We start from the raw sequence: 8,060 nt of genomic DNA, 5'->3' as shown, positions 1-8,060 counted from the left end.
TGAGGCGAGATATCCCCGGGTAAGAACGCACTCCTTCTCTGCACAACCGCCGAATTTACGCCGCTTCGCCTTGATCACGAGAGCTTTGCGGTTCCATGCCCGCTCGCCCTGCTCGGCAGCGCCTTCTATCCGGTTCTTGTCCATCGGCTCGCAGATTACGATCCACGCTTCCTCCCCACGCTCGGTCGCCCTCACGCAGTTGCGCTTCACTTCGTTCGCGGTGATCAACTCACGGCGGGACTTGCACCCGCAGGAGTGCGCCCGTGCCGGGCGCACATGGAACGAATCCCGGCTGCGGCCGGGATTTTTTTGTACATGGCGTGACAGCGCGTCACAAAAACAGCCACCACCGTCGCCAGTTCCGGGGCAATGATGTGTCCGTCTTCACTTGACTGGAGTGACCCTCATGAAACCGAACGCCCTCCCCATCGCTTCGCGCAAGCGCATTGCGCTCGTCGCCCACGACAACAAGAAGAAGGACTTGCTGGAATGGGCCCAATACAACCGTGACCTGCTCGTGCAACACAAACTCTGCGCGACCGGCACCACCGGCACGCTGCTCGAACTCGCGCTCGAGACGAAGATCGAAAAGCTGCGCAGCGGCCCGCTGGGCGGCGACCAGCAGATCGGAGCGAAGGTCGCCGAAGGCGAAATCGACTTCATCCTGTTCTTCTGGGACCCGCTGGAGCCGCAGCCGCACGATCCGGACGTCAAGGCCCTGCTCCGCCTGGCCGTCGTCTGGAACATCCCGGTGGCCTGCAACCGCGCGACAGCCGACTTCATGATCTCGTCGCCCTTGATGTCCGAGAGCTATGAGCGCATCCTTCCCGACTTCACGCCACACGTGAACCGCTTCAACGACAACCCCCGGCTTCTCGAAGCCGTTGAATGAAAGGCCCTGCCCATGCAAAAGAAACCCCGCAACCCCTTTGTCGCCGCGGCGAAGTTCCGCCGCGCCGGCGCCCATCAGAAAACGGAAAAGGCCAGACGGCGACAGGACGCCATGACGCTGATCCACACCGTGCGAGGCACGCGCCGCAACGGCGGCGAGGGGGTTTTTCGGCCGGCCGTCCAGCACTGAGACGACCGGCCGCAAAGCCTCCTCGCCATTTCCTCAGAGCCACCAGATGCCGAACAGGATCGTCGCCACCGTCAGCGGCGCGCCGACCTTGAAATAGGCCCAGAAACTGATCGTTACGCCGGCGCTCTGGGCGCGCTGAGCGACAATCAGGTTGGCGACCGAACCGACCAGCGTGAAATTTCCCGCCAGCGTGGACGCCATCGCCACGGCCAGCCAGGCACTCTGGGGATCGGCCAGGTTACTCACGAAGGGTTTGAGCATCAGCACCGCCGGCACGTTGCTTACCAGGTTCGACAGTACCGCGGTGACCGTCGACAGTACGGCCACGTCGTCCAGATGCTGGCGCGCCACCGCCGCGATCACGCCGGGCGTAACGGCCACGCGCTCGAATGCGGCAACGACGATGAACAGCCCGGCAAACATCACCAGCAGCGGCCAGTCGATTTCGCGATAAACCTTGTGCGCCTTGATGCGGCGGGTGAACAACATGTACGCCCCACCGATGATGGCCACCTTGGCCACCGGATGTCCGCTGAAGAACATAGCGACCATCACTACCATGACCAGCAGCGACTTGATGACCACCGGCTGCAAGTAGCGCACCGGCCGCGACACACTGGCCGGGAACCTCTGGCGATGCAGGAATTCCTCGCGATAGATCAGCGCGATCATCGCGACCGTCAGCAACATCCCGGCCAAGGCCACGGGCGCAAGCGCGATGGTAAAAGTGCCGTAGTGGATGCGCGACAGACTGCCGACGATCATGTTCTGCGGATTGCCGGTGATCGTCGCGACGCTGCCGACGTTCGAAGCCAAGGCCACCGCCAGCAGGTACGGCACCGGATTGCGCTTGAGGCGCAGGGTGACATCGAGAACAAGCGGCGTCATCACCACGCAGATCGTGTCGTTGACCAGAAACGCGGAGAACAGGCCGGCCAGCACGACGATGGCCGTGAGCAGAAGCAACGGATGGTGCGCGCGTACCACCACCCATTCATTGACCAGCCCGAAGAACCCCGACAGGCGCAGATTGGCGACGACGATCATCATGCCCAGCAGCAGTGCGATGGTGTTGAAATCGATCGCGGCGAAAGCTTCCTCAAGCGACAGGACGCCCAGCCAGACCATCAGACTCGCGCCGAGCAGGGCGGCACCGGCACGATCCAGGTGATACCCCGGCAACTTGCCGACGGCGATGAACAGGTAGGTAAAGACGAAGATGGCAATCGCCGTGTAGCTTTCGGCGTTGTGCAGGATGATATCGAGCGAGAATGTCTCAGGCATCGGGGAAGCCCATCGAAAAGGCAGGAGCGGATCAAAGCGCAATTATCGCGCCACATCGCCGCGCGCATGACTCCGCGCATAGCTTCAACAGTGGTCCTGATGCGAAAATAGCGTTTTCGCGCCTGTCCGCATCCAAGGAACCAAGATGACCTTTACCCAAGCCCTCGCCGCCACCTGGCAGAAGAACGACTCCCTGCTCTGCGTCGGTCTCGACCCTGACCCGGCGAAGTTTCCCGCGCATCTCAAGGGCAAGCCCGACGCCATTTTCGAATTCTGCAAGGCGATCGCCGACGCGACCGCCGACCTCGTCTGCTGCTTCAAGCCGCAGATCGCCTACTTCGCCGCACACCGCGCCGAGGACCAGCTCGAAGCGCTGATCGCCCACATCCACGCCAACCACCCCGGCGTCCCGGTGATCCTCGACGCCAAGCGTGGCGACATCGGCAGCACCGCCGAGCAGTACGCCGTCGAGATCTTCGAGCGCTACCGGGCCGACGCGATCACGGTGAATCCGTACATGGGCAAGGACTCGGTCGATCCGTACCTGGCCTACCCGGACAAGGGCGTAATCCTGCTCTGTCGCACCTCCAACCCTGGCGGCAGCGACCTGCAGTTCCTCGACGTCGGCGGCAAGAAGCTGTACGAGCACGTCGCCGAGCTCGTGGCGACCAAGTGGAACACCACCGGGCAATGCGCGCTGGTCGTCGGCGCCACCTTCCCCGGCGAAATCGCCCGGGTGCGCGAAATCGTCGGCGACCTGCCGCTGCTGGTTCCCGGCATCGGCGCCCAGGGCGGCGACGTCGAGGCAACGCTCAAGGCCGGACGCACGGCCGCCGGCACCGGGCTGATCATCAACAATTCACGCGCCGTCCTTTACGCGGGCAAGGACGAAAATTACGCGCAGGCGTCACGCCTGGCGGCGCAGGCGTCGCGCGACCTGATCAACCGCTATCGCTGAATTTCGCCGATCCCGACCGGCCGACCCTGCTCGGCCGAATCGTACAGGGCGCGCACCAGCGCCACCGAGTTGCGCGCGGCGCGCCCGCCGATCGGCATCGGCGCGCCGTTGCGCAACGCAATCACCATCTGCTCGATCTGCCGCTGGTGGCCTTCGAAGCCGATGATGTTCGACGCACCCGCGCCGGTGCTGGCCGTATTCTTGGCCGCCTGCGCCACGATTTCCGCATCCTCCGGGCGTGAGTCGCGAAAATCCCAGCGCACGACCTTCTCGTCCTCCAGCGCCACCGAGCCGAATTCGCCGCAGATTTCGATCCGCCGTTCCCAGCCCGGCCAGGCCGCGGTCGTCGCCTCGATCGAGCCCATCGCGCCGTCAGGAAAGCGCAGCGTAGCGCAGGCGGTATCCTCGGCCTCGATACCCAGATGCACCCGGCGCGTTTTCCAGGCGAAGATGTCGGCCGGCATACCGACCAGCCATTGCAACAGATCGATGGCGTGGATCGACTGGTTGATCACCGCCCCGCCGCCATCGATGTTCAATGTCCCCTTCCAGCCGGCGTAATACTGCGCGCTGCGATGCCACTTGATGTACGCGCTGCACAGACACAGCCGGCCAAAGCGTCCGGTTTCCAAAGCCGCCTTGAGCGCCCGCGCCCCCTCGGTGAAGCGCGCCTGAAAAATGCACTCGACGCTGACACCCGCCGCATCGGCCGCGTCGAGCATCGCATCGACGCGCTCCAGGTTAATTTCCTGCGGTTTCTCGACGAGCAGGTGCTTCCCGGCATGGATCGCCTGCAGCGCCGGCTCCAGATGCAGGCCGCTGGGCGTCAGGATGCAGACCACCTGGATTTCTGGTTGCGCAAAAAATGTCGCCGGATCGGTCGAGACCAGCGGTATCGCATACCGCGCAGCGAACTCGCGCGCCTTCTCCTCGCTGCGCCCCAGCACGCCAGCCAGCTTCAAATCGTATTGATGCGCCAGCGCCTGGATCGCCTGCGCATGGTTGTGGGCAATCACCCCCGTGCCGACCAATCCGAATCCGATCGTTCCCGCCATTCCGCTCATCACACTCATTCGATCCCTCCTTGTTTCAAAGAAACGACACTCCTGCTCCGGCAGCCGGGAAACCCCGGCATTTCAACGTATTCAGGGCAGCCAAACCAGGCTGGGTAAGGTAGACTGTCGGCCTGTCCGCGGGCATCCCCACCGAAAAACCGGACTGGCCATCTAGCCAATCCAATTATCCCCGAATCTCCATGGAACTCGTCATCCGAATCATCGGGATCATCACCCCCGTGCTGATCATCTCGGCGTTTGGCTTCGCCTACGCCAAGCTCAAGCAGCCCGACCTGAGCGTGGTCAACCGCCTGAGCACCGACATGCTCTACCCACTGCTGATCTACACGGCGATGGCCTCGAAGGATTTTCACATTCTCGACTACCTGCCGCTGATCGGCGGCGGACTGGCCGTGCTCGCCGGCTCGGGACTCATCGCCTGGTGGGCCGCCCGGTTACTGAACTACAACCGCTACGCCTTCATCCCGTCGATGATGTTCACCAACGTCGCCAACATGGGCCTGCCACTGACCCTGTTCGCCTTCGGCCCGGAGATGCTGCCGGCGGCCGTATCGCTGTTCATGGCCTTCAGCCTGGTGCACTTCTCCATCGGCATCCGCTTCTGCGCGCCGCACGTCAGCGTAAAAGGCATCCTGCGCGGCCCGATGCTCTGGGCAATGATCGGCGGCATCGTCTCCAGCCTGATCGGCTTCACCCTGCCGGACTGGCTCGCCGCCAGCACCAAGATGCTCGGCGACGCGGCCATCCCGCTGGGCCTGTTCACGGTCGGCGTCGGCTTCGCCCAGTTCCGTGTTGAGCGCTGGAGCATCGGCATCGTCGGCGCGATTCTCTGCCCGCTCTCCGGCCTGCTCATCGCCTGGCCACTCGTCCAGATCCTGCCGATGAGCGCGCCGATGAAAGGCGTTCTCCTGCTCTATGCCGCCCTGCCGCCGGCGGTGATGAACTACATCTTCGCCGAACGCTACGATCAAGACCCCGGTCTGGTCTCGGCCATCGTCGTCGTCGGCAATATCGCCTCGATCGTATTCATCCCGCTCGCACTGTATCTGGCGATGTAGACGCAAAAAAGCCAGGGCGAAGGTGAGCGTAGACTAAAACAGTCAAAAGTACTTATGCGACAGTAAGTTAGCGTAGTTTGGCGAAGCCGGTCGCACCTGATGTCTCTACCGCTACTGTACCGTAGGCTCGGAAATCTTGCTCCCCGGTCATAAGCAAAAACACCGTGTTTTCGTCGATTTCTGCATACAGACGGGGCTCTGCCCTGTGTGAACGATTCAGCCTGCTGTAGCCAATCTGGCTGACTGCCTGCGCATCCCGCTGAAGATGGCATCAGCTACATCCATCGGAAAGCCATCGGGTAGCAACTTACCCACTTCATCGATCACGGATGTGGCACTCACGATGACCTCTTCAATCAACTGTTCCCCGACTTTGGCTCCGAGTCCAACCTGCTGCGCCTGTGCGATCCAATGCCTGCGCTGGATTTTATCGATCAGATAGCAATTGGTGCTGCCTCGTACGGCCATCGCCAGCTTGGCTTTGTGGGGCGAGATCTGGTTCTTTCCCTTCCCAATGACGGGATGGGCGGAAAGTACGTCATAGATTGGTGTGGCGCGGTAACGACCACCGGCAAGATGGGCTATGCTGAAATTCTTTCCGTGACCATCGGTTGCCGCCAAGATCCAAAAGATGATCTGGGTCTTGAAGAAAAGATTCCGGTCCTGCTCAGCGTTATCCGACCCCAACAGTAGATCCATGATCCGCGCAATGCCGGGACCACCGTCGGACTGATATTTGCGTAACGGTGACGTTGCCGTTGCCTGACACATGTCCTCCTGTGGCAGTCGAATGATCCAGCTTCCATCGCTCGCCAAGGTGCGGTCGAATCGCTCGACGACCAAAGCTTTCTGCTCTTCGAAATGGGTGACCTCGCAACGTGCGACCGGAATTCCGTAAGCCTCTATGACTTTTGAGCACAGCCACTCGTTTTCTACCGAGGTGCGCATATCGGCCTGCATATGGCCTACCAAGCCCATCGGAAGTTTGAAGATGTGCGTGGTTGGCGTACTTCCATGTGGAAGAAGCCACTGGCCCTGATGACGCAACAGGGCCGTTTTTTCCTGCGCCCCCGCGATAGACAGGCGCAAGTCTTCCTCGTGATCCTGTTGGCCCAGCGGTTGGTTAGACGTGGCGCTACGCAGTCGTTGGGCGACCTCTGCCGTCGTTAATGCCTCGCCGTTTATTTCGTACACGTCCGAAGGAGCTTCATCTTCGGGGAGCAATTGCAATGCGCCAACGCAGTCCCGGCCCACTTTCGCCAGTAGTTGGAAGGCATCAATGCCTCCTGCCTGGTGACGTTGCGCCAGACGCCGACGAATGGCATCGCTGTCGGGCAAAAGGTTATCAAAATAGTCCGTAACGACATCCCCTTGGTAGGGTGTATTGCCGGGCAGGAACGGCAACGATAACGACAATGGACGAGACTGTTCGTCCGTGAGCCAGTCATCGAAGTACCCGAGGCGTTCGCCCTGTCGAGAGGACTCCCAATAGCCGACCGGAATGCCGTTCATCCAGATGTTCAGCTTAAGCGTCTTCGTACGGCGTCCCATGGTTACCAACTCTCCTTCTTTCTCATAGGAGCAACGATACGGTTGGCCTTGGGTGTGGCTGGTGCCTTCTTCTTCGTGACTGCTACGCCGCCGGTAGCCTTGAGAGTTTTCTGGCCGCTCGCTTTAGACGCGGGAGCAAATGCTTGACTGACTGACGGCTCAATTGTTGTGCCTGAGGCACGAGTCACTTGATCCAGCGAAATCTCAACATCTAGCAGGCGCAGTACCACGAACAGTCTGTCGAGCGTTGCCACGGCGGGATTGGCTTCAAAAGCGGCATAGCTTTGCTGGGTGATCCCCAGTTTTTCACCCATGGCAGCCTGGGTCAGGTGCTTTTCCTTGCGGAATCCCTTAAGGATAAGGGGGAGTTGGCTGAGCGTTTTGATGGGATAACTCACCGTTGCCTCCAATTGCGAACTTGGCATTTAACAGCCCAAAGGCTGTAAAAGTAATATACAGCCCATAGTCTGTATATTACTTTTACAAAATATAAGTTGTAAAGAAAAATAACGTCGAAGATCGCAACTGCCCAACGCGTTCCATGCAGCTCTTCTTTACTGGATCGAGTAGGGGACGGGGCCACCCCCGTCGCCCTCTCACACCACCGGACGTGCGGTTCCGCATCCGGCGGTTCATTGAACACACTGGAGACGTCGCATCGTATCGAGCAGCGACACCAGACCTAATCGATCAAAGAAGGACTTCGGGAACGCCTGGTTCATGTGGCTTGCGCCACTGTTCCACCACGGCCCACGTTGGTTGAAGGCCGAGCGAAATACCCGCTCTTCCACCCGTCCGGCCTTCATCAAGTTCTTGGCACGTGTGTAGGGACGTTTACGCTTGCGGATTTCCGGAAGCTAAACGAAGCCAACCAGACAGTTGCGCGAGAGTTGGTTTCTACTTTGTTGCGTCGGGAAAAAGCGAAATAATCCGCAACTTTCCTACTATTTTCCTACTATCGGCATAGGGGGCAGCCCTTATAGGCTGCGCCCCTGCCACACCACCCGGCATGCGGGTCCGCACCGGGCGGTTCGAGAAGTTGAGGTCATGAG

General features: G+C 60.6%; 9 protein-coding genes. 4 read left to right on the top strand and 5 right to left on the bottom strand.

What is annotated here, in order from left to right; genetic code table 11:
- On the bottom strand, window positions 1-210 hold a 210-nt coding region (locus tag BO74_RS15670; RefSeq protein WP_496443405.1), incomplete at its 3' end, for a hypothetical protein.
- Window positions 211-406: 196 nt separating this feature from the next.
- Here BO74_RS15670 and BO74_RS15665 point away from each other — a divergent pair.
- The gene (locus BO74_RS15665; protein ID WP_496443403.1) at window positions 407-892 is read left to right on the top strand and encodes a methylglyoxal synthase; all 486 of its coding nucleotides are present in this window, start codon (window positions 407-409) and stop codon (window positions 890-892) included.
- A gap of 12 nt (window positions 893-904) precedes the next feature.
- Window positions 905-1,081: a hypothetical protein gene (locus BO74_RS15660; RefSeq protein ID WP_496443401.1), complete on the top strand. Its 177-nt coding sequence runs from the start codon at window positions 905-907 to the stop codon at window positions 1,079-1,081.
- Between the two features lie 33 nt (window positions 1,082-1,114).
- On the opposite strand, the gene BO74_RS15655 is transcribed toward BO74_RS15660, so the two are convergent.
- On the bottom strand, window positions 1,115-2,365 hold the full coding sequence (locus BO74_RS15655) for an anion transporter (protein WP_496443399.1): 1,251 nt from the start codon (window positions 2,363-2,365) through the stop codon (window positions 1,115-1,117).
- A gap of 145 nt (window positions 2,366-2,510) precedes the next feature.
- Between BO74_RS15655 and pyrF the strand changes: the two genes are divergently transcribed.
- A complete protein-coding gene (gene pyrF / locus BO74_RS15650) occupies window positions 2,511-3,323 on the top strand; it encodes an orotidine-5'-phosphate decarboxylase (RefSeq protein WP_496443398.1) in 813 nt (270 codons plus the stop codon).
- On the opposite strand, the gene BO74_RS15645 is transcribed toward pyrF, so the two are convergent.
- Complete coding sequence (locus BO74_RS15645) at window positions 3,314-4,396, bottom strand: Gfo/Idh/MocA family protein (protein WP_496443396.1); 1,083 nt, start codon at window positions 4,394-4,396, stop codon at window positions 3,314-3,316. The genes pyrF and BO74_RS15645 overlap by 10 nt on opposite strands.
- A 182-nt stretch (window positions 4,397-4,578) precedes the next feature.
- On the opposite strand from BO74_RS15645, the gene BO74_RS15640 reads away from it, so the two are divergent.
- Window positions 4,579-5,457, top strand: a complete 879-nt coding sequence (locus tag BO74_RS15640) for an AEC family transporter (protein WP_496443394.1) — start codon at window positions 4,579-4,581, stop codon at window positions 5,455-5,457.
- A gap of 216 nt (window positions 5,458-5,673) precedes the next feature.
- Here BO74_RS15640 and BO74_RS15635 read toward each other — a convergent pair whose 3' ends face one another.
- Together BO74_RS15635 and BO74_RS15630 are read right to left on the bottom strand one after the other, a co-directional pair.
- Window positions 5,674-7,008, bottom strand: a complete 1,335-nt coding sequence (locus tag BO74_RS15635; RefSeq protein WP_496443392.1) for a type II toxin-antitoxin system HipA family toxin — start codon at window positions 7,006-7,008, stop codon at window positions 5,674-5,676.
- A 2-nt stretch (window positions 7,009-7,010) separates the two neighbouring features.
- On the bottom strand, window positions 7,011-7,406 hold the full coding sequence (locus BO74_RS15630) for a helix-turn-helix transcriptional regulator (RefSeq protein WP_496443390.1): 396 nt from the start codon (window positions 7,404-7,406) through the stop codon (window positions 7,011-7,013).
- Window positions 7,407-8,060 lie beyond the last annotated feature (654 nt).

The sequence above is a fragment of the Propionivibrio pelophilus DSM 12018 genome (genome assembly GCF_059569095.1).
The sequence above is the reverse complement of the archived record's forward strand: the minus strand, read 5'-3'. Positions and strand labels throughout refer to the sequence as shown.